The following is a 25,738-nucleotide window of genomic DNA, read 5'->3' on the forward strand; positions in this document are numbered from 1 at the left end:
TAACTATTAAAAATCAAAAATATGGGAATGCTCAAAGAGTTTAAAGACTTTGCAATGAAAGGAAATTTAGTAGACATTGCAGTAGGTTTTGTAATGGGTGCTGCTTTCAAACAAGTAGTAACCTCTTTCACTGGAGGAATTGTTTCTCCTTTAATTGGACTTATTTTTAAAGCTAATTTTAAGGACATAAAGTATGTAATTAAAGAAGGAGTAACTGATGAAGCTGGTAAAGTAACAGGCGAAGTTGCTATAATGTATGGTGAATTTTTAACCAATGTTATTGATTTTATTATTGTAGCTTTTGTTATGTTTATGGTGGTAAAAGCAGTAAATGCTATGAAGAAAAAAGAAGAACCTGCTCCAGAAGCTCCAAAGGGACCTAGTCAAGAAGAACTATTAGCAGAAATTAGAGATTTACTAAAAAAGTAATCCGATTAAATATTAAATAGAAAAGCTCGCAATTGCGAGCTTTTCTATTTTCTAATAGTTCTATCTAATTTACACATGCTTTCCTTTCTCCCAACCATGTTTTCCTAAATATTGCTCACCACTTTCAACCGCTCCATCTTCAATACTTGTTCCCATAGAATCATTCCAACGATTTAAATACCCAAAAAGAGAAATCACACCTAACATTTCAACTATTTCACCTTCATCCCAATATTTATACAATTCTTCTTTTATCTTTTCATCTACCATATTTGGAACCATAGAAGCTGCCAATGAAAAATCTAACGCAGCGCGTTCAGCATCAGAAAATGCTGGGTGGGTTTTATACTCCCAAATATTATCCAATTGTTCTTGTTCAGCTCCATAACGCTCCGCTGCACGAATTGCATGAGCTTGACAATAACGACAACCAGTAGCATTGCTACTTACCCAAGCAATCATACGTTTTAAAGCAGAAGTTACACGACCATGGTTAGCCATTACCGCTTTATTTAAATTAATAAATGCTTTAGAGATTTCTGGTCTGCGCTGCATAGTTAAAACTGAATTCGGACAAAAACCTAAGGTTTCATTATAAAAATCAGATAATTTTTTAGTTTCCGCATCATGATTCGGATCTAAAGGAGTTACTAAAGGCATAGTTTTATTTTTTAAGTTTTTAATACTAACTTTTTACTGTAAGTTTGTGTTACTATTTAAATAATTAAGTCGAAACACACAGAGACTTACTTACGCAATAAACAAAAAATTATCAAGATATGGCAACAAACACAGTTACAACGATTTGGAAAGAAAACATGCAATTTGAAAGTAACAACCCTAGTGGACACCCAATAGTAATTGACACTTCTGAAGAGCATGGAGGAAATAATACTGGTTTACGACCTAAAGCTATGATGCTTTCTTCTTTAGCCGGTTGTTCAGGTTTAGACATTGTTCCTATGTTAGAAAAAATGCGTGTAAAAATTGATGATTTTAAAATTGTTGTTACTGGTGAATTAACTGAAGAACACCCAAAATATTATCATAAAGTTTTAGTGGATTATCATTTTTACGGAAGTGATTTAGACGAGAAAAAAATTAACAAAGCAGTAGATTTATCGATAGAGAAATACTGTGGTGTTATGGAAATGTTTAGAAAATTTGCTGATGTAACTACCGCTATTCATTTACATAATAACTAATCTATTTTCGATAAAATTGCTATGCGCTGGACATTAAAACCGCAACCAGACACTATTAAAGTAAAACAATTAGCCAAAGAACTATCTATCGACACAACCTTGGCTAAAATTTTAGTACAACGTGGTATTGAAACCTTTGATGAAGCAAAACATTTTTTTCGTCCTTCATTGAGTGATTTACATGATCCTTTTTTAATGAAAGATATGGAAGTTGCTGTACAGCGTATAGAAACTGCTATTACTAATAACGAAAATATTTTAGTTTTTGGCGATTACGATGTTGACGGAACTACCGCTGTTTCTTTGCTATCTTCTTACCTAAAAACAATTCATCCTAATATTGCAACCTATATTCCTGATCGATATGAAGAAGGATATGGTGTTTCTTTTCAAGGAATTGATTTCGCTGAAGATAATGGCTTTTCACTTATCATTGCTTTAGACTGCGGTATTAAAGCTATTGATAAAGTTACCTATGCTACTGAAAAAAATATTGATTTTATTATTTGTGACCACCACAAACCTGGAAATGAAATTCCTAAAGCAGTTGCTGTTTTAAATCCTAAGCAAATGGATTGTAACTATCCATATGATGAACTGTGTGGCTGTGGTGTTGGTTTTAAATTGATTCAAGCATTAGCTTCAAAAAGAAATCAAACAATTAACGATTTAATTCCATATTTAGATTTAGTAGCTACTGCAATTGCAGCTGATATTGTTCCGATGACTGGGGAAAATAGAGTTCTAGCTTATCATGGATTACAAGTCATTAATTCACAACCTAGAAATGGTATTAAAGCTATCATTCATCAGTTGCAAAAAAAAGAACTTACCATTACAGACGTAGTTTTTATCATTGCTCCTCGAATAAATGCTGCTGGGAGAATGAAACACGGAAACTATGCTGTTGAACTGTTAACCGAAATGGATTTTGATTCAGCAGTTGAGTTTGCTGCTGCAATTGAAAAGTTCAATTCTGACAGAAAGGAGCTGGACAAAGCAATTACACAAGAAGCCTTACTTCAAATTAAAAATAACAACGAACAAGAAAATTACACCACAGTTGTTTTTGATGAAAATTGGCACAAAGGAGTCATTGGTATTGTAGCTTCTCGTTTAACAGAAACTTACTACAGACCTACCTTGGTTTTTACTAAAAGTGGTGAAAAATTGGCTGCCTCAGCTCGTTCAGTAAAAGGATTTGATGTATATAATGCTTTAGAAGAATGCTCAGAATTTATTGAACAGTTTGGTGGACATAAATATGCAGCGGGTTTAACTTTATTACCCGAGCAATATCAAAATTTTAAAAATAAGTTTGAAGAAGTAGTGAAAGCCACTATTGATAAAGACTTGTTAACTCCAGAAATCACTATTGATGCTGAGCTTGACCTATCAGAAATTACACCTAAGTTTTTCCGTATAGTCCAACAAATGGCACCTTTTGGTCCGCTAAACATGAAACCAATTTTTACTACTTCAGCAGTAAGAGATAATGGATATGGTAAACAAGTTGGCGCAGACAAAAGTCATTTAAAACTAAACCTTATTTATGGTTCAGACCAAAAAACATATAATGCCATAGGTTTTGGTCTAGGAAATAAAATAGCCATCGCTCAAAACGATTTTGACATTGTATATACTTTAGATGAAAACACATGGAACGGACACACAACTATACAATTGATTTTAAAAGACTTAAAATAGCTGCTACTTTTATTTAGAATAATTCCAAATAATCTTATATATTTGTTACGGTAATAAAATATAGTTATGGACGGAATTACTAAAATATACGACAACAACATAGGTATTTCATTTCACTGGAAAGATAACAACTCTAAGCTAGTTCAATTAATATTTAGAGATACAGGGTTTCATTTAACTGAAGAAGAAATTGAATTATTTTTAGAAAAAGTTACTGATTCAAAACTTCAAAAAAACTGCGCTACTTGTAGTAAAGGTAAAGACTGTAGATCCATTCTACTACAAACACCTTCTAATAAAGTTAGCATGGCAGTTTCTTCAGTCGAACTGTGGCAGATAGACGACCTTTTAAAAGGCACACTATTTCAACTAAGAATGAATAATTATCTAAATGAGCTATGTAGAAATTAAGAAGGCTTGCAAAATTAGCAAGCCTTCTATAATTATTTATCTTCTTTAATTAAGTACATATATACCGGATAGTGATCACTATATCCTCCTGTATACTTTCCATAAGAGAAACTTCTGAAAGGATACCCTTTATAACGACCACTTTTTTGTGTTAAAAAACGTTTATTAAAGATTCCTGATTTAAACATTTTATAGGTTAAAAAATCTTTTTCTCCCTTATCTAATAGTGGAGAAGTAAACATAATTTGATCAAATAAATTAATATTATCTCTATACCCTAATGTATTAAATCCACGACGGAACATATCTTCATAAGGATTATAAATATCTCCCTCTTTAACGTTTTTCTTCTTACTTTTAGTTTGCAAAACAGATTTAAAGCTAGAGTTAATAGGATCATCGTTAAAATCACCCATAATTAACACTTTTGGATTTGGGTCGTTCAGCTTAATTTTTTCTATAATTTGCTTCACTTTATAAGCGGCTTTTTCACGCAATGGTCTACTCTTCGCTTCCCCTCCTCTTCGAGATGGCCAGTGATTTACAATAACATGTATTAATTCGTCATCTAAATAACCCGATACTAATAAAATATCGCGTGTATATACCTTTCTGTTTTGACTGTAAATATTAGGATTAAATACCTCAAAATGAATTGGCTTAAAATAACGTGGTTGATACAACAACCCAACATCAATCCCTCTTTTATCAGGAGAGTCAAAATGAATAATATTATAACGCTTCTTTTTTAACCTTTCCGATGCTACTAAATCTTCTAAAACTTTCTTGTTTTCAACCTCAGCAACGCCTAAAATTGCTGGACTCGTTTTTGTCTTTTCAGCTCCTAACTGTGAGATAACTTCTCCAAGTTTATCTATTTTATCTATATATACCTCTTCTTTATCTCCTTTCATTTCCATGATGGGACTTGCTTCATCATTCTTTTCAGGATCATTTTCGGTATCAAAAAGGTTTTCTAAATTATAAAAACCAACAGTTCTTATTTTATATTTTTTTGCTCCTTGTTGTGCATATGAAGAAAAAACAACAAGAGTTAAGACTAAAAATAAAGCTATATTTCTCATTTAATAAATTTTACGCAACAAAAGTAAAAACAATTTTCAAGCCAAAATCTATAATTTACATAAAACCATTTTTAGTAACTTTAACTTAATATTAACACAATTAGAATTTTCGTAGTTTTGCCTCCCTTTCGCTTTATTTTTTAGCTATGGGAAACAAATGTATTTAAATATTTTACAAACAATCATTTATGAAAAATTTTACGATAACAATGTTATTGCTTTTTTCAGGTTTATTTGGCTTGAATGCACAGAACATTGTAAAGGGGATTGTAATAAACGGCGATTCTGAAAATCCTATGCAAGGTGTTTCTGTAAGTATAAAAGAAGTAAGCGTCTCGAGTACTACAGACGCCAGCGGGGCTTTTACACTAAATGGGTTACCAAACGGAAGACAAATTGTAACGGTATCAGTAAATGGGTATGAAACCCAAAACTTTCCAGTTGAACTATCTGGAAAAACAGTAGATTTAGGCACAATCTTTATGTATGAAGATTTATCTGAAGATCAAGATTTAAGCACCATCACTATTACAGATGATGAGTTAAATGATGATACTAGTGCTGCTGATAACATTTCTGGTTTACTACAAGCCTCTAGAGATGTATATTTACGTACTGCCGCTTTTGAATGGAGTGGCTCTTTTTACAGAGTACGTGGTTTAGATTCTGAAAATGGTAAAGTTTTGATTAATGGAATTGAAATGAACAAACTATACAACGGAAGACCTCAATGGAGTAACTGGGGAGGTTTAAACGATGTATTGCGTAACCAAGAGTTTAGTAATGGACTAACTCCTTCAAACTATGCTTTTGGTGGTGTTTTAGGTTCTACAAATATTAACACAAGAGCTTCTGAATATAGTGAAGGTGGACGTATTTCTTATGCTTCTTCTAATAGAAGTTACAACCACCGTCTAATGGCAACATACTCTTCTGGTTTATTAGCTAATGGATGGGCAATAACTGTTTCTGGTAGTAGAAGAGCTGGTAACGAAGGGTATGTTGATGGTACTTTTTACGATGCCAACTCCATCTTTTTGTCACTTGAAAAGCAAATTAACGATGCTCACAGCTTAAACTTAACTATAATTGCTGCAGAGAACCAAAGAGGAAAATCTTCACCAAATACTCAAGAGGTTTTTGATATTAAAGGAATTCGTTATAACTCATATTGGGGAAAACAAGGAGACAAAAACAGAAACTCAAGAGTTAAGAGATTATACGAACCAATTGTAATGTTGAACCACTATTGGAACCTTTCTGAAAACACTACATTAAACACTAATATTGGTTTTCAGTTTGGAGAAATAGGTAATAGCCGTTTAGATTATAACGGTGCTAACAATCCTGATCCTACGTATTACAGAAAGTTACCAAGCTGGTATTTATCAGATCCTAATGGACCAGATTATGAAAATGCATACAAATCATTAACTGGTTTCCAAAATGATGGACAAATTGATTGGGATGAATTGTATATTGGAAACGAAGGAAGTCCAGAAAATGCTCGTGTAATTTTATATGAAGATAGAAACGATGATCAGCAATTAACAGCTAATATGATTTTATCTTCAGAGTTAAATGAAAATATTACACTAACTGCTAGTGGTGAATATAGAAAGTTAAAGTCTGAAAACTTTGCTTCTCCAATAGATATGCTTGGAGCTACAGGTTATTTGGATGTGAATACTTTTGGTGATAATTTTGACCAACAACAAAGTAACCTCTTAACTCCTAATAGAATAATTGGATTAGGAGACCGCTTTAAATACAACTATATCTTCAATTCTGAAGTATATGGTGGTTTTGCTCAATTACAGTTCAAATACAACAAAGTTGATTTTTATATAGCAGGACAAGCGAACAATACTACACACCAAAGAGAAGGTTTATTCCAAAACGGGTACTTTCCAACTAACTCTTACGGAAAATCAGATAAGTTAGATTTCTTTAACTATGGAGCTAAAGGAGGATTAACCTATAAAATTTCTGGTCGTCACTTAATTGATGTAAACGGAGGTTATATTACAAAAGCACCTTCTCTGCGTAACTCTTTTGCCAACTCAAGAGCTAACAATGTTACAGTTGCTGATGTTGCTGAATTAAATAGTGAAAAAATATTATCTGGAGATGTTAGCTATGTTTTTAGAAGCCCTTTAATTACTTCAAGAATCACAGGTTATTATACAGACATTAAAGATGCTACAGAAATTTCATTCTTCTTTGCTGATGGTATTGGAGGAGATACTTCGGCATTTATTCAAGAAATCTTAACTGGTATAGATAAAAGACATTTTGGTGTTGAGTTTGGGATTGAAGCGCAAGTTACTCCTACAATTAAATTAAAAGGGGCTGCAAACATTGGTCAGTACACCTATAATAATAACCCAAATCTTGTAATTACTACCGAAAACGCTAATACAGAAGGTTTCATTGATGGTAAAAGAGATATGGGGCTTGCTTCTCTTAAAGATTATAAACTTGCTGCTGGACCTCATAAGGCTTATTCTTTTGGTTTTGAATATAGAGACCCAGATTATTGGTTTGTTAGTGTTACTGCAAACTATATGGATGAAGCTTATGTAGATGTTTCTCCTATTAGAAGAACTGCTAATTTTATAAGTGATGCAGACGGAGCTGCTTTTGCAGATTACGACCCAGTGTTAGCTAGACAATTATTAACTCAAGAGCAATTTGATGATTATATAGTTGTAAATGCAATCGGGGGAAAATCATGGAAAGTAGGCGATGGTAAATACATTGGTTTATTTGCTAGTGTTAGTAACTTATTCAACGAAGAATATAAAACAGGTGGTTTCGAGCAAGGAAGAAATGCAAATTATCACCAATTACGCGACGATAACGCTAACGGGACACCAACCTTTGGAAATAAATACTGGTACGGTAGAGGCACTACTTATTTCTTAAACTTAAATTATAGATTCTAAAAAAACACTTAAAATGAAAAAAATAAATTTATACAAGATTTTTGCAATACTTTTTATTGCAATTTCTGCTTCATGTGTTGACAATAATGATTTTGAATTACCAACTATTGGACCAGACAAACAGTACGAAAACTTAAAGTCTTTAGACGAAGTCATAGCACAATATAACGGTAATATAGTTGAATTTAATGACGACACCACTATCTTTGGTTATGTTGTTTCTGACGACAGAGAAGGAAATTTCTATAAAGAATTAGTTATTCAAGACAAGCCTGAAAATCCCACAGTAGGAGTTGTAATTAAAATTGATGATGCTAACTTAGGTGCTAGATATAATATAGGAAGAAAAATATATGTAAAACTAAAAGGTTTAGCCTTAAGCAAACCATATTCAGCTTTTGAAATAGGTATCAAAGGTACTGGTAATCGTACTGATAGAATAAGCGCTAACGATTATATAAGTAAAATAGATAGGTCTTCTGAAATCGTTGATATTATACCAACTACTTTAACAATTGGTGAGTTAACTGAAAATCACATCAATACCTTAGTTAAAATTGAAAACCTCCAATCTGAAACAAAAGGATTACAATATGCTTACCCTGAAGACAATAGTTATATTACAAGAACCATGACTTCTTGTGAAACTTTTGAAAAAATTGATATTTCAACAAGTAAATTTGTTAGCTTCAAAGAATACTATATCCCTGATAACAAAGGTAGCATTACTGCTATTTTAGATGAATTTGCTGGTAACTATCAATTAGTTCTTAGAAACACTAATGATATTAACTTTACCGATGAATATGGTTGTAACGCACCTCCTATTGACGCTACTCTAAATGAAGTTAAAGCCTTTTATAAAGGTAGTGGAGAAGCAACAATTACAAAAAACTTAAAAATAAAAGTAGTTATTACTTCTGATTTAGCTTCTGGTAACTTACATCCCTTAAGTGCATTTGCTCAAGATGCTACTGCTGGTATTGCTTTACGTTTTAGTGGAGATCATAACTTAAACTTAGGAGACGAAGTAGAAATCGCTGTTGGAGGAACTAAACTAAGTGAATATAACGATTTATTACAATTAAACATTTCTCCTTCTAGTATTATTAAATCTACAGCAGGCACTTTACCAACCCCTGAGACTATCACTTTTGCTCAAGCTTTAACTGGTGATTACGAAAGTAAATTAGTACAAATTGATGGAGTACAATTCAAAGACAATACCAAAATTTATGACGGTAACAATGAGTTAATTGCTGAATGTGATGGTACTCCTTTAACCACTTATGTTAGAAAAGAGGCAACTTTTGCTAACAATAATGTAAATGATAAAAAAGGGGCTATAACAGGTATTATGACTGTTTTTGAAGGTACTCCTCAAATCTATTTAAGAAACGAAACTGATCTTAATTTTACAGAAGACTATGTTACATGTGGAGGTACTACTACTAATGCTATTTTCTTTTCTGAATTAGCAGACCCTAACAATAATGCTAATGCTAGATTTATAGAGTTATATAATTCTGGAACAGATCCAATAGACTTAACAGGTTGGACAATTAGAAGATATACAAATGATGCTACTTCATCAACATCTTCAATTGACTTATCTGGTAAAACCATAGCTGGAACTAGTACTTTTGTAATTGCCAAAAATGCTGCAGAACTCTCAAGTATATATGGTGTTACTGCTGATATGGAGTCTACTTCTGCAGCAGCAGATTCTAACGGAGACGACCAATTAGAGCTAGTAGATCCAAGCGGAACTGTAATCGATATCTTTGGAGTTATTGGGGAAGATGGATCTGGTACAAATCACGAATTTGAAGATGGTAGAGCTTACCGCAAAGCTTCAGTAACACAAGGAAACCCAACATATACATTTGCAGAATGGGATATTTGGAATGACACAGGAGATGCAGGTACTACAAATGCACCTCAAGATGCCCCTGGTGCTTTTACACCTGGAGTAAGATAATCTCTTTTTTGATATAAACAACCCAAGGCTTAAACCTTGGGTTGTTTTTTTAGCTAAGTGACACTAGATTCATGCTCTTAGTTTTTAATAAACACAAAATATTTATCAAAATGTAAGTAGACGGATTTTCCACACGTTTTTCTTTTGATTATAGCTATGTAACGTTAAAAACACCTTTTCTTCCTTTCCATTTATTAATCGACCATTATTCCCTTTAAAGTTTTTCCCTAGAAAACTATAATAATCCTCTTGCGTTAATTCATCTATAGGCTTTTTTAATTCAACTGAAAACATACTACTATTAAACAAACTAGTCCCCATAAGCTCTTTGCTATAACAATATAGTTTATTACTATTTGAGTCTTCTATATATAAATAGTCATATATACTCATAAAAAAAGGTTTTGGCTTGTTTTCTAGCCTTAACCCTTTTGCTGTTTTTACAATTGTATTAACCCCCTTATTTATCTTAATTCGTAATTCTTCATTAAAATATATATTCCCAACAGAATCTTTTATATGATAAGAGGGGTTCAAATCTTTATTATAGAGACTTTCCCATATACAAAGTAGTAGAGTACTAAAAAAATATAAATCATACTCAGGGTTTGATTTACTTAAACCATCTATTCTTAAAACTAAGGATGGATTAATAAGTTTCTCTATTTCTTTATCTATATTCTTTTTCATCTATTGCAGTTTTTTTTAGAGTATCAACATAATGAATAGTTAAGACTAAACATAGACACTAACTACAAATAACTACTCCAAGATTTTTGTCCTTCCTGTATTTCTTTTTCAGGATATTGTTTGTTGTACTTTTTATATTGACTTCCAAAAAATACAGGCACATTTTCAGCAGGAGTTGTATCAAAATCGTTGACAATAGTCGTTCCTAAAGTATATAATTGTCTTAAGTTAGGCATATCTTTAACAAACTTAATAGATGCTAAACTTTTACAATCCATAAGTTGTAATACTTCTAATTCTTTCAATTCACCAATAGGATTAAAATTTTGTAGTTTCCAACAAATATCAAATTCTAAATATTTTAACTTTTGTAAAGTTGTTATATCTGAAATGTCAGTTAAACTTCTAACACCACCAAAAGACACACACTTTAAATTGGTTAAAGTTTCAATTCCTTTTAAAGATTTTATTTTTGCTGTTTTAAAACTTAAGGTTTTTAAATTGGTTAATGAACTTAATTTGGTTAAATCTTTTTCATCGTAATCTGAAATGGTTAAGTGTTGTAAATTAGTTTTGTTTAATGCTTCAATATTTATAATGCTTTTTTTTGTCCAGACATTTAAATGTAATGAATACAGAGATTTAGGAAGATTTGAACAATCTAAAATAAAATCACAATCCCTCCATAAAGGAATAACCAAGCCTTCTATTTTTGGGAGTTTATAAACAAAAGAATTATCTCCATTATTTCCATATTTATTTCCAATATCTAAATTTTTAACTGTTTTAAATTTTTCTATAAACTCTTTTAAAAACTTATTCTCAAATTTACCAGAAAGTCTGACAGTATATTTGTTTTTCAAAAAATCAGGATTTATATTTTCTAAATCCGAATCTGGTTTAACCATTAAATATGGAGAGTGTTTAAAACCTGATAAATACATATTATTTAAAAATTAGGGGAGTTAAAAGTTGGTGGTAAATTATATTTTTTTGCTACTTTTTCAGCTTTATCATAAAAATCTTTTAATCCTTCCGGAGAGTTTAATTTAAATCTTCCTCCAACAGGATTCACTTTATTTAATAATTTAGCCAAAGAATTTTTTGCAGGGTTAATTTTTCCATCATATTTTCTCAAAATTACAAATTGCTCATACATTTCACGCTCTAATTTAGTTGAACCAGACATTTTATAAACAATTTCTTCACTTTGTTTTATTGTATTTTTTAATTTACCGCTTGTTCAAATTCATTCTTCCCAGTAGTATTTTACATTTAAACGCTCATAGTTAGGGTAGTCTTTTTTATTTATAATAATTTCGCCCCAAAAAGCTGACATTTCTCCTACTTCAGGACAAGGTTCATTAGGTTCTTCCCAATTTATATTTATTATATTGTTTTTTAGTGTAACCGATATTTCACTCGGACTTGCCCCAAAGCAACCACCCCCAACTTCAAATAAATAAACTGCATTTTTCGAATAAAATCTTTCGTTTTTATTACTTTTCTGAGTTAACCCTATCCTTAGTGCTTCTTTGTATGTTGTAACTAACTTTGCCTTTCCTTCCCATTTTACTGAATAATCTATAGCTCTAAATGATAATTCTCTTTCTTTTTGGGGTTGTTTTGGGATTATTTTACAAGAAAGAAGTAATATCCCTATAAAAACTATTATACAATTTTTCATATTTTTTGCCTATTTTTTTCATCAAGAACTGAGCATTTACCATTCAATAAAATAAGTTCTTAATAGTTTTTAACTTTACGAGCCTTCTTCAAAAATATCTTTATCATCCAATGTGATTTTTCCTGTTTTTCCATTAATACGGATATTATAAATATAAAGTCCTTTCACATAATAAATCCACCATTCTCCATCATCCTTTCTAATCGTTGTATTATTCGTGTCTTTTAGGTTTACCTCACGTTCCTTAAGCAACTTTAATAAATCTTCCCATGTATAATTGTAACCTTTGTCATAATTGGTTTCTTTTATCAAATTACCTTTCTTGTCGTACTCTTTCCATATGCCTTTTTGGAAACTAGAATTAAAATATTTTCCTGTTATCTTAAGGTTTCCATTTTTATAGTATTGATTTTTTACTTCAAAAAAAGATTCTTTTTGCTTAATAGTTTCTGCAAAAACTTCTTTAAGTTCCATTTGTTCTACAATAGTTCCATCACCTAAAACATGGTAATATTCATTACGAATTGTGTCTTTATATTTATTAAATTTTTCTATATCAATTTTTTTCATCGTTGTTATTTTTTGAGCGTTACAAGCTGTAACAACAATAAATCCCATATAAAGAATAAACAACTTAGTGCTATGAGCCTTCTTCAAAAATATCTTTATCATCCAACGTGATTTTTCCTGTTTTTCCATTAATACGGATATTATAAATATAAAGTCCTTTCACATAATAAATCCACCATTCTCCATCATCCTTTCTAATCGTTGTATTATTCGTGTCTTTTACGTTTACCTCACGTTCTTTAAGTAACTTTAATAAATCTTCCCATGTATAATTGTAACCTTTGTCATAATTGGTTTCTTTTATCAAATTACCTTTCTCGTCGTACTCTTTCCATATACCTGAATAAAAATCGTTTTCAAGAAAAAAACCGCTTATTTTTAATTTTCCATTTTTATAATATGAATTAAACTCTTGAATATATTTATCCTTATATTTTATAATTTCAATATATTCATCATTATCTTCTCTTTGCGTTATAACAGTTCCATTTTCTAGAGTTTGGTAATATTCATAACGAATAGTATCTTTATGTTTATTAAACTTTCCTATATCAAACTTTTTCATAATTGTTGTTTTTTGAGCGTTACACGAGGTAAACAATATTATTAATATTGTAAATATTCTGTTTTTCATATTATTCGGGCTTTATTAGTGTATTATTCCATAGTTTTCTCCATTGCCAAAGCCATGTTAATATTCGTTTTTTATTACCATAAATACCCCAATGCGAATAATCCATAATATTATAGGTTTCTCCTTTTTTATATGTATAATTTGCTTTTGAAGAAAAAGTATGATACAAACCTAAAGCATGCAAGGCTTCGTGAGCTACTGTAGCCACGTTATGCCCTTTAAACAATACAACTGCGTCCGAATTAAAGTCTTTAGACTGTCCGTTAACTCTTCTATTTGTTTTATTTCCATTTTTATCAAGAACAGGACATTGATCGCCAATAAAATAAACTTTTAAATAGTTGTTATATTTAGTATCCATTTTACCATTTAAATAATCGTGTAAGCCTGTTCTATTCTCAATATATCCTTGACCTTTTGGGTCAACTTGCTTATTAAAGGTTTTATCTTTTTTTAAATCCAAAGTTTCAATTATAATATTGGGCTTAATTAAGGCTTGTTGTAAATATTGGGTTAAAAATGTTCTCTTGCCTGTAGAATTTCCTTTTACAGGTTTACCTTTACCTTTTAAATCAGTTTTTACCTCCACAAAAACAACATCTAATTTTTTACGTTTACTTTTAGCATTGGCTAAAATGTTTAGTTGCCCTAATTGTTGGTTACCATACATAACCTTAATGGTTTGGTCGGTACTAAACTCCTTTAAACATTCAACGGTTAAAAAGTCATCTAATCTTTTTTTCTTTTTACTTTGAGCTGGTATAGTATCTGTACTTAACTTAAATAATTCGGTGTTGTATTCTAAACAAATATCTAACTTTTTAGGGTTATTTATCGTTTCTAACTGCAAGCTTAATGTTACGGTTTGCTGTGGATATAAAGTTAACCAACTTTGTATGTACTCAATTTCTTTCCCTGCACTATCTTTATACCAAGGAAATGTAAGCGTTTTATACTCATTGTCTTTTAGTTTTTTATATTTAAGAGGGTCTTTTTTAAACTTTTTTACTCGTTTTTTTAGTTTAAAATCATTGTACTGATTAGGTCCTACAATATCTTCATAAGTAACATAATCATCTTTCTCTTTTTTATGTCTTATATAATCAAAACCGTATTCCCCACTATAATTTTTACTAGGTCTAAAGTCTACAATTACTTTAGGCGGTGCTATAATTTCTAAAGAAGTGCTTTCCTTAGTACTGTCAAAATAAGTAGCAGTAGCAACCAGTTCATCTATCTCTACATTTTTAAAATCTTCCCACTCTTTCTTTATTTTAAAGTCGGTTATAGTTACTTTATTACCAGCAACATGTTCTTCCAATACTATTTCTTTAGTATTATTATCAAAACTAGTATTGTCTTTTTTTGCAATACTAATTTTTACCTTTCCTCCATTAGGGTTATTCAAATCTATTTCAAGACCTAAGTTTTCTTCGTAATGACTACTATTTACAACTTCATTACTCTTATTAATCCAGTTTACTTTTACAACACGAGGTGTTGTGTCTTCTTTCGCCTTATAAGGAGTATCTTCTATAGGTGGTATAAAACTCTCTTGCCACGGTTTTATATAACGAGTTCTACTTTTTCTACGCCAATCGGTACTATTGTTAAAAAAACGATAGTCTTGCATTGCAGGCGATATGGTTAAGGTAACCTGCATACCTTTTTGATTATCAAAAACCTCATGGTAATTTATAAGTACACCGTCTTGAAAGTTGTATTGGAATAGCTCTACTCCATCAAAATCATCTTCATAAAAAACTACTTTCCCATCCCTTAATAGGTAAAGATTAAAAGGATGTCGTATTTTTTTATTGTCTTTTCTATCGGCTATAATCCATTCAATAAAGGTATCATCGTACATTTCTGGTTTAAAAGTAACGGTAAAAGCACCTCCCATTAGGGCTGATGTTGGTTTACCATTCCAATCGATAAGACGAATGTAATTTAAACTAGTAGAGATTAATTCTCGTTCCTCTCCACACACAAAGAGTTTGGCTTTTATATTCATAGTAATTTTCTTTATAGCTAAACACTGTTATACAGAAACTTAACAGCTTCTACATAAAAACATTGATAACAAATTTAATAGAAATAAAATAAGAGCAAAAAAATAGATAGAAAAATAATTTTAAAAAAACTACTATATTTAAAGCGCTTAACAAAAAGAAGTTATAAAAATTGCTTTTGTATTTAAATTGCTGTATACAATAAAAAATTAACATCCTTTATAACCCATAAGGTTAAGCAAAAAACAATACAATAACTTAAAATTACAATCTTATGGCATCAATTTCAGAAACAGGTCATGCAAAAAATGTAGCTAACTTTCAAGAACTAATATCTTTTTCTAAAGGATATGCAGAAACGTATAACCCTGTAAATACACGGTTAACCATTACTGAATTAGAAAAACTATATACCACTGCCTCAGAAAAATTAGAAGAAGTAGCCACTGCAAAAGCAGCGTATAGTAACGCAGTGAACAATCGTAAAAATGCTTTTGCAAACTTAAAATCACTAGCAACAAAAACACTTAATAGTTTTATAGTATCTGGCGCAGATGCGTTAGCTATTCAAAATGCAAAAACAATTAACAGAAAACTACAAGGGTCGTCAAAAAAAACAACTGTAGAAAAAGAAAAAACAATAGAAGAGTCAACAAACAAAACAATTTCCACCTCACAACAATCTTACGATCAGTTAATCAACCACTTTGCAAACCTCATACAAGTTTTAGTACAAAATACCATTTACAACCCAAACGAAGAAGAACTAAAAACAACTTCGTTACAGGCTAAACTTAACCAATTACAAGAAAACAACACAAAGCTAATTAATGCCTATACACAGTACAGCAATGCTATGATTCAAAGAAACAATACACTATACAATCCATTAACAGGCTTAGTACAAACATCAAAAGAAGTAAAACTTTACGTAAAAAGTATATTCGGTACCAAAAGCCCTAAATACAAACAAATAAGTGGGTTAGAATTTAAAGTTATAAGAAAATAACTAATAGCTTTATTATTAAAGCAAACTGCAGTTACACTTTGTGTAACTGCAGTATTTTTTTTATAAATGGTAAAAATAGTTAAGCTAACTGAATTTATTATTTTATATACTTCAATTATACTTTTTATAACTTCTTTAATATTTTTACTTACTGCAATATTATTTTTATCATAAACATTTATAAAACTATAAACTCAAATAACATATAAAGAAGTTGCAATAATAATTCTACTAACTTAAAGTTTTATTTTTACACTTTGTAAAACCTACTTTTTAACCAATTGTTTAGTATACCTTTTCCCTGTATCATCTAAAGACACAAAATAAATTCCTGCTGATAGTTTTGAAACATCTATATTACTATTTCTAGAACTCATTTTTACTTTTGTAAGCAACCTTCCGTTAGCATTATAAATAGCAACTTCTCTATTTTTCCACAACTCATTATTTACTTGTAAAACTATAGAGTTTCCTTCGATAGGGTTAGGTGAAAAGGCAATTACATCTTTATCATTTACTAAAACTTGCCTTGCATTTAAATTATCGGTTTTAGCACTACCACAATTTCCAATATTATTCCATCCACTTGAAGTTCTTTCATACAAAACATTAAAATAAACAACCCTATCACCAACCTGATAGTTTTGGGAAGAATCATATTGAGGTACCCCATCACAAATATTAGTATTAGTACCTCCATCACCCTCAATAATAGTTATAGTATAATCTTCAACCTCTCCATAATCAAACGAACCACAAGAAGAAGGAATATTATTGTATCGCATAGACACTCTCATTCTTGTATTACCTAATTTTGCAGTAGTAGGTACGGCAAACGTGCCATTAACAGAACTATCAGAAGAAGCACTTTTAACCCATACTTGCTCTCCACTATCTTCAAAATCAGAATCCTGATTATAATCAATCCAAACAGTATATCCTTCTTTATAAACTGTACCTGTCCATTTAGGAGTAATAGTAATTGTATTAGAGCTACCTCGTTCTAAATCAGTAGAAATACTAGTAAAATCTTGATACCCATTTGTAGCTCCTGAATTATTATTAATTGACCCAAGTGTTACATTCTGAATATATTCATCATTTACATTATTTCCTTTTGATTCACAATACGTTGGTACACTAACGCTTCCTTTACTTTTAGCTACTTCAATTAAGTACTCTAAACCAAGTTTCGCAAATTTTGCCGCATGCGTAGCATTTGCAGTTGGAAATCGGTCAGACGTATCGTTCACTGTATGAATATATGGACTCGAACCATTAAATGAAGCTTCAAAAGGAAAAGCTGCATCATACCCTTGTTGTGCCCAACTATAATGATCTGAACAACCATAATTACATCGTGTATAATCGTAAGTAAATTGATGACTTCCTGAAGCATTGTAATGATCCATAAGGCTAGCTAAAAAAGCATTAAGGGTACTACTATTATAACTATCATCAGAAATATAAACATCCTTTGGTGACCCTTTGTAATTCGTCATATCAAACTGCACATACGACAACACATTAACATTTCTATTTTTATAATCCTGAGCAATTTCTTTTGAACCTCTTAAGCCAACTTCTTCGGCAGCAAATGCCATAAACTCTATAGTTCTTTTTGGTTCAAAATTCATTTCAAAAAGTACTCTTGCCATTTCAGTAATCGTAGCAATACCAGAAGCATTATCATCAGCACCAGGAGCATTCGTTTCTCTTTCTGGACTAACAGAATCAATATGACCACCTATTATTACGTATTCATTTGGAAGATCACTTCCTTGAATAGTCATAACAACCGAAGGCATTGTGGTACTATTGTGGTTAACTATTCTTACACTAACATCAGACCTGCCACTAGCCATGGTTTCCCATTTCTGTTTTAAATCCAGAACAGCATCTTTTGCCTTTTGTGTAGTATGATATCTAGTACCATAGTTTTCAAGCTCTACTATTTGATTCGCAATATTTGTATTATTCACCAAACCCAAACTTTGATTTACAAGTTGGTCTTCACTAATAGTGTAAGAAGCTCTTTTATAATGCGATTTTTTACTTTGTAGCTTCTGAATTGTTTGTAAAGCATCTTTTTCAGAAGACTCATAAATAAACCCAGGACCATGAGTTAAAATCATATGGTGTAACTTTTCTGCCGCATAATCACTTAACTTAACAGCACTGAAGCCATTAGCAGAGGAAATAATTTTAATATCAGAAGGAGCAACTTCTTGCAGTTTTAAGGCGTCTTTAGTTTCAATGGTACCATAAAACATCTTTTTTTGGCTGTAAATAGTAGAAAAACTAAGGCACAGCAATAGTAGCGAAAGTAGAAAATACTTTTTTTTCATTTTTGAAGGGTATTAATATTAATTTAAAATTTTACGTAAGTTATTAAAAATTAACATCATAGAACAACAATTGTTTTTTTAATTATCTTTTAGTTATAAACTTAATTCTAAAATTTATTCATTCTATCGCTCAACCAGTTTTGCAGTATATTCCTTTTTTTGCATCTTTATATACACACAAATTTTTGCTACAAATGTTTTCAAAACATAGGATAACCAAAGCTTTTAAAAAAGCAAAAGAACTACCTTTAAACAAGGATTCTAAATACATTTTATTTTCTGATTGCCATAGAGGTGATAACAGTTTTGCTGATGATTTTGCTCACAATCGAAAAATATATCACTATGCATTATCTCAATATTTACAAAAAGAGTTTATCTATATAGAATTAGGAGATGGAGATGAACTTTGGGAAAATAAATTTGTAAATATTTTCAATGCAAATAAAAACATCTACTTATTACTTCAAAAGTTTCATCAACAAAACAAACTACATTTTATTTGGGGAAATCATGATATGAATTACAGAAAACCTAAAAACGTTGCTAAAAACTTTAACTCTTATTACGATACCATTGACGGAAAAAAGAAAGAATTAATGCCCAATGCTTCCTTTTCAGAAGCAATTAAATTGATACAAGAAAATGGGAAATCTATTTTTTTACTTCACGGTCATCAAGCAGATTGGTTTAACTATACTTTTTGGAAATTAAGTAGGTTTTTAGTTCGTTTACTATGGCGACCACTACAAATACATGGAATTAAAGATCCTACAAGTCCCGCTCAAAACTTTAAAGAGCTCATAAAGGTAGAGAAACGTTTGGAAAAATGGATTAAAAACAATAATAACCAAATGATTGTTACAGGACACACACACCGTCCTCGATTTCCATCAGAAAACGAGCTTCCACATTTTAACGATGGTAGTTGTGTACACCCAAGATGCATTACTGGTTTAGAAATTGAAAACAATGAAATAACTCTTATTAAATGGCATGTAATTACTAATAAAGATGGTACCATGCAGATAACAAGAACAGTTCTTGAAGGACCTAAAAAAATAACTAACTACATTTAAAACCTTAACTCTTTCTTAACTTCAGGTGTTACATCATATAACAATTTATTAAATTACACTTAATATTTACATTAAAAAAGAGAAATACTTTTGAATTACCTCTAACTTGAGGTGTATGGTCAATATAAATTTATTAGTTTTTGTCGACTATTTATTTGACTTACCATATACTGCCTTGAAAACAAGGCAGTTTTTTTAATATTTGCTTAACTTTAAGTTAACATTAGGGTTAGTAATTTGTCTCGACAAAAACTAATAAATTATCCTTAATGTATTACAAAAAAATACTTACAGCTGTAAGTATATTTATGTTGACGCATATATATGCACAACAAGGAAAAGACTCAAAATTTGGTAATGGCTTATTTAATATCATAGGGAAAGATAGTACTTGGTCTATGAAAATGAGTGCCAGAATGCAATTCTTAGCAACTGCCGAATGGGATTCTAACAAAGATGGTTTATATAACCCAACATCTTCAATGTTAGTAAGAAGAGCTCGTTTAAAATTTAAAGGATTTGCTTTTTCCCCTAAATTAAAATATAAAATGGAGCTTGGGTTATCTAATAGAGATATTAGTGGCGCTTCTGAACACACAGGAAATGCACCAAGATATATATTAGATGCTGTTATAAAGTGGAATTTCTTTCAAAATTTTGAATTATGGTTTGGGCAAACCAAACTACCTGGCAACCGTGAGCGTATTATTTCTTCAGGTGATATGCAATTAGTAGATCGCTCTCTATTAAACAGCCGTTTTAATATTGATAGAGATATGGGAGTACAATTAAAACACCATTTTAATTTATCTGACAAGTTTATTGTAAAAGAAGCACTAGCCTTTTCTCAAGGTGAAGGAAGAAATGTTACTGTAGGCAACCTAGGAGGACATCAATATACCGCTCATCTAGAACTTTTACCTTTTGGAAAGTTTGAAGGTAAAGGAGATTATGTAGGTGGTGACTTAAAAAGAGAACAAACACCTAAACTTGCTATTGGTATGAGTTACGACTTTAATAACAATGCCGTAAAAACTAGAAGTAACCAAGGTACTTATATGGTTAATGATGAAGGATACTATCAAACAAACATATCAACCTTTTTTATGGATGCTATGTTCAAGTATAAAGGATTCTCTTTTATGGGAGAATATTCATACCGAGACGCCGAAGATCCTTTCGCAAAAAACTCAGACGGCACACTTACTGGAGAAATTGTACAAGTAGGAAGTGGTTTAAACCTTCAATCAGGATATTTGTTTTCTAAAAACTGGGAAATATCTGGTCGTTTTACTAATATTTCTTTAGATAAAAAAATCACAGGAAAAGGAACTGAAAATCAATATACAATAGGATTATCAAAGTATATTGTTGGTCATAAATTAAAAGTACAAACCGACATTAGTTACTTAGATATAGCGACAGCTACAAATCAATTAATGTATAGATTACAGGTAGACATACACCTTTAAATGATAACATAAACATAACATGAGAGCATTCTTGTGTAACTAAATTTGCAAAACTTAATTAAAAACTAAAAAATGGGAGATCCATATATTTTGATGCTAGTCGCTTTGGCTGTTTTAGCTATTGTAGACTTGGTTGTTGGAGTTAGTAACGATGCTGTAAACTTTTTAAATTCAGCAATCGGTTCTAAAGCAATTAAAGTAAGAAATATTATGATAATTGCGAGTGTTGGAGTATTTTTTGGAGCAGTTACTTCAAGCGGAATGATGGAAGTTGCGCGTAAGGGGATATTTAATCCTAACATGTTTATGTTTCAAGACATCATGTTTATTTTTATGGCAGTTATGATTACTGATATTTTACTATTAGATATCTTTAATTCATTGGGTATGCCTACATCAACTACTGTTTCTATTGTATTTGAATTATTAGGAGCCGCAGTTTGCATTTCGTTAATTAAAATATCTGCTAATGATTCACACTCAATTTCTGATATATGGAATTATATAAATCATAAAAAAGCAGTTCAAATTATAAATGGTATACTACTCTCTGTTGTAGTAGCATTTTCTGTTGGTGCTATAGTACAGTTTTTTTCTCGTTTAATTTATTCATTTAACTTTGAGAAAAGACCTACCTATATCAACTCTTTATTTGGTGGTTTTGCTATTACTGCAATTACTTATTTCATAATTATAAAAGGGATGAAAGGAACACCTTTTTATAGTGATGTTAAACATTTAATTGAAGGAAATACATTGCTCATTATTACTGGAAGCTTTATTTTTTGGAGTGTAGTATCTCATATATTAATACAGTTTTTAAAAGTTAATATTTTAAAATTAATTATTGGTATTGGTACTTTCTCTTTAGCTATGGCTTTCTCTGGTAACGATTTAGTAAACTTTATTGGTGTACCAATTGCTGCTTGGAACTCATACCAAGCTTGGGAAGTATCTGGTGTTGCTCCTGATGCTTTTTCTATGGGGATTTTAGCTAAAAAAGTACCTTCTAACGTATGGTTATTATTGTTAGCTGGAGCTATTATGGTGGTTACTTTGTGGACTTCTAGTAAAGCGAGAAATGTTATTAAAACTGGTATCGATTTATCGCGTCAAGGAGATGGGCATGAAAAGTTTCAACCAAATCCATTATCAAGAATTGTAGTAAGAAGTGCTATGGGGATTAATGCAGTTGTTAGTTTTATTGTACCTAAAAAAACTTTAAACTTTATAGACTCAAAATTTCAAAAACCTGTAATTGAATTACCTAAAGACAAAACCTATGAAATGCCTGCTTTCGATTTAGTAAGAGCATCTGTAAACTTAATTGTTGCTGGTATTTTAATTTCTATTGCAACCTCTATGAAGTTACCTTTATCAACTACTTATGTAACGTTTATGGTAGCAATGGGTACTTCTTTAGCTGATAGAGCTTGGGGGCGTGAAAGTGCCGTTTATAGAGTTGCTGGTGTAATTAATGTTATTGGAGGATGGTTCTTAACAGCCATTACAGCTTTCTTAACTGCTGCTTTAGTAGCTTATTTAATTAGCTGGGATATGGTAATGATTCCTGTATTGTTATTGGTGGTTGCTCTTTTAATTGCAAGAAACACATTACAACACAGAAAGAAATCTAAAGAAGAAAAGAAACAAGTACATATGGAAAGAGCAGAATTAATCACTATTAACGGAGTGATTGAAGAAAGCTCAGATCATATTGCTGGTGTTGCTCATCGTATTAACAAATTATACTCAAGCGTTGTAAAAGATCTTGCTACTCACGATTTAATAAAATTACGTAAAACTGATAAGCACGTTACTAAGTTAAACGATGAAATCGATAACTTAAAAGACGGAGTTTTCTATTTTATTAAGTCGTTAGACGATACTTCCGTACAAGCAAGTAGGTTTTATATTTTAATTTTAGGGTATTTGCAAGACGTTGCTCAGTCTATTAGTTATATATCTAGAGCTACTTATAAGCACGTTAACAACAATCACAAACACCTTAAAAAAGGGCAAATTAAAGATCTTAAGAGTATTGATAATACACTTTCTAAGTTATTAACTGATATTGGAGATACTTTTGAAAATAGAAGCTTTGATAATTTAGAGCATATTATTAATGAAAAGAAAGAATTATTAAAGGATGTATCTAAATCTATTGAAAAACAAGTAGATCGTATTAGAACAGACGAGACAAGTCCAAAAAATACTACATTATACTTTAGTATTTTAATAGAGACACAAGATTTAGTTTCTGGATTAATGAGTTTACTGGAAACCTACGAAGAGTTTCATATTAGTACAAAATCAGCAGAAATAGAAGCTTAATCAAACAAAAGCCGAGGGATTACCTCGGCTTTTTTATTTCTCTATTTTTATAAACTATAATTATTCCTTCTTCTTCATGGGGCGCATTAAACCTTCTTGTGCTACCGAAGCAATCAGTTTACCTTCCCTTGTATAAATATTTCCACAAGCAAAACCTCTTGCACCATTAGTGTTTGGGCTTTCTACCGAGAACAACATCCAATCGTTAAAATCAAAATCGCGGTAAAACCACATCGAATGATCTAAACTTGCCATTTGTGTGTTTCCGAAATTAGCTACACTTGCATTTGGGTTTAAGCAAGCCGTTAAAATATTATAGTCTGATATATACGTTAATATTTGTTGTTTAATTCCTAACGATAAATCAGAAGCTTCTCCTTTTAATTTAAACCAAACATCTACTACTGGAGGTAAATCTTTTCGGTCTAACGGATTTACGATCTGCACTGGTTTAAAATCAATAGGTCGCTCAATACTTAAAAAATCTTTCATTTTCTTTGGTAAAAAAGCTCCAAATTGATCTAACATATCTGTCCAACTCAACAACTCTTCAGGTTGTTTTAAGTCTTTTTTTATAGGCATTTGATGCTCATATCCTTCTTCTTCTTTATGAAAAGAACAAGACAGTATAAAAATCGTTTTATCTTTTTGATGTGCTGTAACTCTACGTGTAGAGAAACTACCTCCATCACGAATAGTTTGCACATTGTAAGTTATAGGCAACTCTAAATTTCCTGCCTCTAAAAAATACGAGTGTAGCGAATGTAATATACGTTCTTTAGGTGTCGTTCTATACGCTGCATTTAGTGCTTGTGCTAATACTTGGCCTCCAAAAACATTTGGACTTCCTATATCTCTACTTACTCCATTAAAATTCCCTTCACCTAAATCGTCAAGGGTAAGTATATTTAATAATTCTTGTGTGTTTTTCATTTGTTAATACAGTAAAAAGGGTTAATTCTTTATACTTGTTTTGTTTTAAAAGGCTTTATTAACCTAAATTCTGTTGGTTGAATTCTGTTCAAAAATAAGCTTAAAATACGATTTGGAATGCTTTTTCTATGCCGTAAATAAATTGTTAAGTCCTGTGGTGTTGCTCCTACTGAACTTTTTATTTCGCTAGCTGTTCTTCCAAAATTTATCGTTTTTATATTATAGTCTATACCCAATAATATATAATCATATAGCATTCGTTGGTAAATAGCATAGGTTTTATTTACGGTATAATCAATTCCTACAAAATGGGCATCTAATGAGTTTTTATTTTTTATTCCTGACAAAAACCCAACTAACTTGGTTCCTAACCAATATACTTTAATAACATAGTTATCTTTTAAATTTTCTTTTAAAGATATATACGTTTCTATATTAAAATACCCTAAATTAAAGCTTGCCTTGTTTGATACATTTTTATACAATGACGTCACACTTGGCAATAATTGTTTCAAAACATCAATACTTACTTCTTCCGTTCGTAAGTCTTTACTCTTCTGTAACGCTTTTTTTGCTTTTACTCTATACTTTGTTTTTAATGCTGCTAAATAATCATCAAAAGTATTCCAATTATCATCTAACGTTAACATCATATTTGGATCTACATTAAACGAATTATATCCTACACTATGTAATGCATCGGTAATAAAAAGCGATTCGTTTACAAAATCTTTCAACATAAAAGCATCAATTGTTTCTTTTGAAATGTCTTTTTCAAAGGCTACAATAGCTTTAGCTAGCTGTTTTACAATTCGCTTTTTATCTTTATTTGGTTTAATAAATATTCCGTGCTCTCCACTTACAAAAGTATTACCGCATGTAAGTATTTTAAATGGTTTTTGAGGAGACAACAAATGTAGTTTCCTCCCAATACATCGTATCCATTCTACAACCGATTGTAAATTATTTTGAACACTTTCTAAATAAAAATCTACCAATTGAATAGTAGCAAAGGCTATTGCTTCTTTGTTTTCATCAAATAATAAAATATAAGAAAACTGTATTTGTTGATTGTTCTTTTCTAAAGCTTCTAAATACGCTGGCTGAAAATATAAATTATCTACACAGTCAAGCTCTTTCCAAACATTTTCAGGTATTTCCCTTACTGAAGAAAAGTAGCGTATATTGGATGATTTTTTTTTAC

The 25,738-nt window shown here is 30.9% G+C and carries 22 protein-coding genes; 10 read left to right on the top strand and 12 right to left on the bottom strand.

Going from position 1 to position 25,738, the window contains the following annotated elements:
* Nucleotides 1-27 precede the first annotated feature (27 nt).
* Complete coding sequence (mscL, locus tag ABMY20_RS03910; RefSeq protein WP_073182703.1) at nucleotides 28-429, top strand: large-conductance mechanosensitive channel protein MscL; 402 nt, start codon at nucleotides 28-30, stop codon at nucleotides 427-429.
* Nucleotides 430-498: 69 nt separating this feature from the next.
* Here mscL and ABMY20_RS03915 read toward each other — a convergent pair whose 3' ends face one another.
* Nucleotides 499-1,089, bottom strand: a complete 591-nt coding sequence (locus tag ABMY20_RS03915; RefSeq protein WP_125066097.1) for a carboxymuconolactone decarboxylase family protein — start codon at nucleotides 1,087-1,089, stop codon at nucleotides 499-501.
* A gap of 119 nt (nucleotides 1,090-1,208) precedes the next feature.
* Here ABMY20_RS03915 and ABMY20_RS03920 point away from each other — a divergent pair, with 119 nt between their 5' ends.
* The 3 genes from ABMY20_RS03920 (at nucleotide 1,209) to ABMY20_RS03930 (ending at nucleotide 3,752) form a co-directional block, all read left to right on the top strand.
* Complete coding sequence (locus ABMY20_RS03920; protein ID WP_349264685.1) at nucleotides 1,209-1,634, top strand: OsmC family protein; 426 nt, start codon at nucleotides 1,209-1,211, stop codon at nucleotides 1,632-1,634.
* A 21-nt stretch (nucleotides 1,635-1,655) separates the two neighbouring features.
* Complete coding sequence (recJ, locus tag ABMY20_RS03925; RefSeq protein ID WP_349264686.1) at nucleotides 1,656-3,341, top strand: single-stranded-DNA-specific exonuclease RecJ; 1,686 nt, start codon at nucleotides 1,656-1,658, stop codon at nucleotides 3,339-3,341.
* Nucleotides 3,342-3,407: 66 nt separating this feature from the next.
* Nucleotides 3,408-3,752 (top strand): hypothetical protein, encoded by a 345-nt coding sequence (locus ABMY20_RS03930; protein ID WP_047790766.1) that lies wholly within the window; start codon nucleotides 3,408-3,410, stop codon nucleotides 3,750-3,752.
* A 32-nt stretch (nucleotides 3,753-3,784) separates the two neighbouring features.
* On the opposite strand, the gene ABMY20_RS03935 is transcribed toward ABMY20_RS03930, so the two are convergent.
* The gene (locus tag ABMY20_RS03935) at nucleotides 3,785-4,837 is read right to left on the bottom strand and encodes an endonuclease/exonuclease/phosphatase family protein (RefSeq protein WP_253679425.1); all 1,053 of its coding nucleotides are present in this window, start codon (nucleotides 4,835-4,837) and stop codon (nucleotides 3,785-3,787) included.
* A gap of 188 nt (nucleotides 4,838-5,025) precedes the next feature.
* On the opposite strand from ABMY20_RS03935, the gene ABMY20_RS03940 reads away from it, so the two are divergent.
* Together ABMY20_RS03940 and ABMY20_RS03945 are read left to right on the top strand one after the other, a co-directional pair.
* Nucleotides 5,026-7,785: a TonB-dependent receptor gene (locus ABMY20_RS03940; RefSeq protein ID WP_349264687.1), complete on the top strand. Its 2,760-nt coding sequence runs from the start codon at nucleotides 5,026-5,028 to the stop codon at nucleotides 7,783-7,785.
* Nucleotides 7,786-7,798: 13 nt separating this feature from the next.
* The gene (locus ABMY20_RS03945; RefSeq protein ID WP_349264688.1) at nucleotides 7,799-9,766 is read left to right on the top strand and encodes a DUF5689 domain-containing protein; all 1,968 of its coding nucleotides are present in this window, start codon (nucleotides 7,799-7,801) and stop codon (nucleotides 9,764-9,766) included.
* A 105-nt stretch (nucleotides 9,767-9,871) separates the two neighbouring features.
* Here ABMY20_RS03945 and ABMY20_RS03950 read toward each other — a convergent pair whose 3' ends face one another.
* The 7 genes from ABMY20_RS03950 to tssD form a co-directional block, all read right to left on the bottom strand.
* A complete protein-coding gene (locus ABMY20_RS03950) occupies nucleotides 9,872-10,456 on the bottom strand; it encodes a hypothetical protein (protein ID WP_349264689.1) in 585 nt (194 codons plus the stop codon).
* 62 nt (nucleotides 10,457-10,518) lie between these two features.
* Entirely contained in the window at nucleotides 10,519-11,400 is an 882-nt protein-coding gene (locus ABMY20_RS03955) for a hypothetical protein (protein ID WP_349264690.1), read from the bottom strand.
* A 5-nt stretch (nucleotides 11,401-11,405) separates the two neighbouring features.
* On the bottom strand, nucleotides 11,406-11,645 hold the full coding sequence (locus ABMY20_RS03960; RefSeq protein WP_349264691.1) for a hypothetical protein: 240 nt from the start codon (nucleotides 11,643-11,645) through the stop codon (nucleotides 11,406-11,408).
* A gap of 60 nt (nucleotides 11,646-11,705) precedes the next feature.
* Nucleotides 11,706-12,143: a hypothetical protein gene (locus tag ABMY20_RS03965; RefSeq protein ID WP_349264692.1), complete on the bottom strand. Its 438-nt coding sequence runs from the start codon at nucleotides 12,141-12,143 to the stop codon at nucleotides 11,706-11,708.
* 75 nt (nucleotides 12,144-12,218) lie between these two features.
* Nucleotides 12,219-12,713 carry a hypothetical protein gene (locus ABMY20_RS03970; RefSeq protein ID WP_349264693.1) on the bottom strand — a complete coding sequence of 165 codons (495 nt, stop codon included), beginning with the start codon at nucleotides 12,711-12,713 and terminating at the stop codon, nucleotides 12,219-12,221.
* Nucleotides 12,714-12,783: 70 nt separating this feature from the next.
* The gene (locus ABMY20_RS03975) at nucleotides 12,784-13,278 is read right to left on the bottom strand and encodes a hypothetical protein (protein ID WP_349264694.1); all 495 of its coding nucleotides are present in this window, start codon (nucleotides 13,276-13,278) and stop codon (nucleotides 12,784-12,786) included.
* A gap of 70 nt (nucleotides 13,279-13,348) precedes the next feature.
* The gene (gene tssD, locus ABMY20_RS03980; RefSeq protein ID WP_349264695.1) at nucleotides 13,349-15,361 is read right to left on the bottom strand and encodes a type VI secretion system tube protein TssD; all 2,013 of its coding nucleotides are present in this window, start codon (nucleotides 15,359-15,361) and stop codon (nucleotides 13,349-13,351) included.
* A gap of 272 nt (nucleotides 15,362-15,633) precedes the next feature.
* On the opposite strand from tssD, the gene ABMY20_RS03985 reads away from it, so the two are divergent.
* The gene (locus ABMY20_RS03985) at nucleotides 15,634-16,368 is read left to right on the top strand and encodes a hypothetical protein (protein ID WP_349264696.1); all 735 of its coding nucleotides are present in this window, start codon (nucleotides 15,634-15,636) and stop codon (nucleotides 16,366-16,368) included.
* Nucleotides 16,369-16,634: 266 nt separating this feature from the next.
* Here ABMY20_RS03985 and ABMY20_RS03990 read toward each other — a convergent pair whose 3' ends face one another.
* Nucleotides 16,635-18,716: a M20/M25/M40 family metallo-hydrolase gene (locus ABMY20_RS03990; RefSeq protein ID WP_349264697.1), complete on the bottom strand. Its 2,082-nt coding sequence runs from the start codon at nucleotides 18,714-18,716 to the stop codon at nucleotides 16,635-16,637.
* Nucleotides 18,717-18,910: 194 nt separating this feature from the next.
* Between ABMY20_RS03990 and ABMY20_RS03995 the strand changes: the two genes are divergently transcribed.
* The 3 genes from ABMY20_RS03995 to ABMY20_RS04005 all read left to right on the top strand — a co-directional run bounded on the left by ABMY20_RS03995 (nucleotide 18,911) and on the right by ABMY20_RS04005 (nucleotide 23,601).
* Nucleotides 18,911-19,795 carry a metallophosphoesterase gene (locus tag ABMY20_RS03995; RefSeq protein WP_159610972.1) on the top strand — a complete coding sequence of 295 codons (885 nt, stop codon included), beginning with the start codon at nucleotides 18,911-18,913 and terminating at the stop codon, nucleotides 19,793-19,795.
* Between the two features lie 269 nt (nucleotides 19,796-20,064).
* On the top strand, nucleotides 20,065-21,267 hold the full coding sequence (locus ABMY20_RS04000; RefSeq protein ID WP_159488587.1) for a porin: 1,203 nt from the start codon (nucleotides 20,065-20,067) through the stop codon (nucleotides 21,265-21,267).
* A 72-nt stretch (nucleotides 21,268-21,339) separates the two neighbouring features.
* Nucleotides 21,340-23,601 carry an inorganic phosphate transporter gene (locus ABMY20_RS04005; RefSeq protein ID WP_047787860.1) on the top strand — a complete coding sequence of 754 codons (2,262 nt, stop codon included), beginning with the start codon at nucleotides 21,340-21,342 and terminating at the stop codon, nucleotides 23,599-23,601.
* Nucleotides 23,602-23,661: 60 nt separating this feature from the next.
* Here the strand turns inward: ABMY20_RS04005 and ABMY20_RS04010 are convergent, their stop codons facing one another.
* Complete coding sequence (locus ABMY20_RS04010; protein ID WP_159610976.1) at nucleotides 23,662-24,534, bottom strand: acyl-CoA thioesterase II; 873 nt, start codon at nucleotides 24,532-24,534, stop codon at nucleotides 23,662-23,664.
* A gap of 29 nt (nucleotides 24,535-24,563) precedes the next feature.
* Nucleotides 24,564-25,532: a peptidogalycan biosysnthesis protein gene (locus ABMY20_RS04015; RefSeq protein WP_231128372.1), complete on the bottom strand. Its 969-nt coding sequence runs from the start codon at nucleotides 25,530-25,532 to the stop codon at nucleotides 24,564-24,566.
* Between the last annotated feature and the right edge of the window lie 206 nt (nucleotides 25,533-25,738).

Origin of the sequence: Tenacibaculum sp. SSH1-16 (assembly GCF_040104435.1) — a bacterium.
Classification (GTDB): Bacteria; Bacteroidota; Bacteroidia; order Flavobacteriales; family Flavobacteriaceae; genus Polaribacter; species Polaribacter mesophilus.

Excerpts from the sequence above, each read along its gene's own strand:
- ABMY20_RS03975 (WP_349264694.1), bottom strand. The coding sequence starts at position 13,278 with ATGAAAAAGTTTGATATAGGAAAGTTTAATAAACATAAAGATACTATT.
- ABMY20_RS03965 (WP_349264692.1), bottom strand. The coding sequence starts at position 12,143 with ATGAAAAATTGTATAATAGTTTTTATAGGGATATTACTTCTTTCTTGT.
- mscL (WP_073182703.1), top strand. The coding sequence starts at position 28 with ATGCTCAAAGAGTTTAAAGACTTTGCAATGAAAGGAAATTTAGTAGAC.
- ABMY20_RS03955 (WP_349264690.1), bottom strand. The coding sequence starts at position 11,400 with ATGTATTTATCAGGTTTTAAACACTCTCCATATTTAATGGTTAAACCA.
- ABMY20_RS03950 (WP_349264689.1), bottom strand. The coding sequence starts at position 10,456 with ATGAAAAAGAATATAGATAAAGAAATAGAGAAACTTATTAATCCATCC.
- ABMY20_RS03915 (WP_125066097.1), bottom strand. The coding sequence starts at position 1,089 with ATGCCTTTAGTAACTCCTTTAGATCCGAATCATGATGCGGAAACTAAA.
- ABMY20_RS03995 (WP_159610972.1), top strand. The coding sequence starts at position 18,911 with ATGTTTTCAAAACATAGGATAACCAAAGCTTTTAAAAAAGCAAAAGAA.
- ABMY20_RS03930 (WP_047790766.1), top strand. The coding sequence starts at position 3,408 with ATGGACGGAATTACTAAAATATACGACAACAACATAGGTATTTCATTT.
- ABMY20_RS04010 (WP_159610976.1), bottom strand. The coding sequence starts at position 24,534 with ATGAAAAACACACAAGAATTATTAAATATACTTACCCTTGACGATTTA.
- ABMY20_RS04000 (WP_159488587.1), top strand. The coding sequence starts at position 20,065 with ATGTATTACAAAAAAATACTTACAGCTGTAAGTATATTTATGTTGACG.
- ABMY20_RS03985 (WP_349264696.1), top strand. The coding sequence starts at position 15,634 with ATGGCATCAATTTCAGAAACAGGTCATGCAAAAAATGTAGCTAACTTT.
- ABMY20_RS03960 (WP_349264691.1), bottom strand. The coding sequence starts at position 11,645 with ATGTCTGGTTCAACTAAATTAGAGCGTGAAATGTATGAGCAATTTGTA.
- ABMY20_RS03945 (WP_349264688.1), top strand. The coding sequence starts at position 7,799 with ATGAAAAAAATAAATTTATACAAGATTTTTGCAATACTTTTTATTGCA.
- ABMY20_RS03970 (WP_349264693.1), bottom strand. The coding sequence starts at position 12,713 with ATGAAAAAAATTGATATAGAAAAATTTAATAAATATAAAGACACAATT.
- ABMY20_RS03920 (WP_349264685.1), top strand. The coding sequence starts at position 1,209 with ATGGCAACAAACACAGTTACAACGATTTGGAAAGAAAACATGCAATTT.
- recJ (WP_349264686.1), top strand. The coding sequence starts at position 1,656 with ATGCGCTGGACATTAAAACCGCAACCAGACACTATTAAAGTAAAACAA.
- ABMY20_RS03990 (WP_349264697.1), bottom strand. The coding sequence starts at position 18,716 with ATGAAAAAAAAGTATTTTCTACTTTCGCTACTATTGCTGTGCCTTAGT.
- ABMY20_RS04005 (WP_047787860.1), top strand. The coding sequence starts at position 21,340 with ATGGGAGATCCATATATTTTGATGCTAGTCGCTTTGGCTGTTTTAGCT.
- tssD (WP_349264695.1), bottom strand. The coding sequence starts at position 15,361 with ATGAATATAAAAGCCAAACTCTTTGTGTGTGGAGAGGAACGAGAATTA.
- ABMY20_RS03935 (WP_253679425.1), bottom strand. The coding sequence starts at position 4,837 with ATGAGAAATATAGCTTTATTTTTAGTCTTAACTCTTGTTGTTTTTTCT.
- ABMY20_RS03940 (WP_349264687.1), top strand. The coding sequence starts at position 5,026 with ATGAAAAATTTTACGATAACAATGTTATTGCTTTTTTCAGGTTTATTT.